General features: G+C 64.3%; 2 protein-coding genes. Both read left to right on the top strand.

From position 1 onward, the window contains the following. Window positions 1-81: 81 nt before the first annotated feature. Window positions 82-744 (top strand): hypothetical protein, encoded by a 663-nt coding sequence (locus M0638_RS28320; protein ID WP_248670304.1) that lies wholly within the window; start codon window positions 82-84, stop codon window positions 742-744. Between the two features lie 95 nt (window positions 745-839). Beyond that, entirely contained in the window at window positions 840-1,064 is a 225-nt protein-coding gene (locus M0638_RS28325; RefSeq protein ID WP_248670305.1) for a hypothetical protein, read from the top strand. Window positions 1,065-1,265: the final 201 nt, after the last annotated feature.

Below are 1,265 nucleotides of genomic sequence, written 5' to 3' on the forward strand. Positions count from 1 at the left end.
GCCCCCGAACGCCCGGAGCCTCCGCACCGGGCTGCCCCGCCGCCTGCATCTCGCGGAGCGCGCTGCGGAGGCGCCGTTAGCATGGCACCGTTCCCGACAGGGCTGGCGCTGCTGGAAGATGCTGGGCTGGAGCCGCCCGAAGGCTTCGATGGTGAGCGCCTGCTGGCGGACATCGCGGAAGCCGGCGACACATACCGCCTTCTGCATATCGTTGAACGGCCACGTATGAATTTCGAAGAGAGCCGGACCGTTCAGAAGGTTGGCAGCACGGCGCAGAAGCTTGTCAATTGCATCAACGAGGTGCTGGCACTTGATGCAACCTCCTTTGTTCCTGATGAGCTCTCCGATCGTCTTCAGCTCTTGGATGGGATTTCTCTCTTCAGCGGCGAAGCCCGCCCTGAGACGGCGTCAACAGCGCGTCTTGTGGAACTACGCGATGAAGTCTCCCGTCTCGTGGAGGCATGCGAGATGGCGAGGCGCACGCCGCTCGCACAAGGGGAGCACGGCGAGAAGATTTGGGACGCCTGGGGCGAGTTGATTGCGCGTCGCTTGCCGGCAGTCTTTTCGAGGCACTTCCGCAAGAAATGCGGGTTCTCTGCTGACCCTGCAACAGAGGGCGTCCGGTTCATTGCGAGCGCACTCGTGCATCTGGGGCTTGGCGGAAGAAGCGCCGAAGCGATTGTCAAAGAGCGCTCAAAGTGGAGAGCTTGGCGAAGTCAAGTGGAAAAGCCTCACGAAGAATAGCGGCGATCTTCCCTGCCGGACCACACCGCCACTCCTGGATGATGCTGGCGTCCCGCGAACCCGCACGGAGCCAACAGGATATGTACAAGGAGTGGATGGCCAAGAACGGCGGCGTCGTGGATGGCGCCGGCAAGTTGGAGCCGCTGCTGGTCCCGACCGACGAGGCATGGCGCGCCATCGGCTGCGGGAAGACGACCGGCTTCGCGCTGCTCAAGGCCAAGAAGCTGAGGGGCCGCAAGCTTGGCACGAAGACCCTGGTCGAAGTCGAGAGCATCAGGGAGTTCGTCAACAGCCTGCCCACCGTCGGTGAGGCGGCGTAGCCCCAGAAACGGAAACAGCCCGCGGCGGTGAAGCCGGCGGGCTGCGGAACCGTACTACGACTACTCGGCGGCAACTACGACACCCGCCTTGTACCGCAGTGCGGCGCCGCCGCCAAGCCGAAACCGCCGACCCGGGCTCCCAAGTTGGAGACCCCGCGTGTCGAAACGCGTCCAGTACCGCCGTAAGCCGCGCCAGCGCGC

The organism is Roseomonas acroporae, from assembly GCF_023223525.1.
In the GTDB taxonomy this organism is placed as follows: domain Bacteria; phylum Pseudomonadota; class Alphaproteobacteria; order Acetobacterales; family Acetobacteraceae; genus Roseomonas_E; species Roseomonas_E acroporae.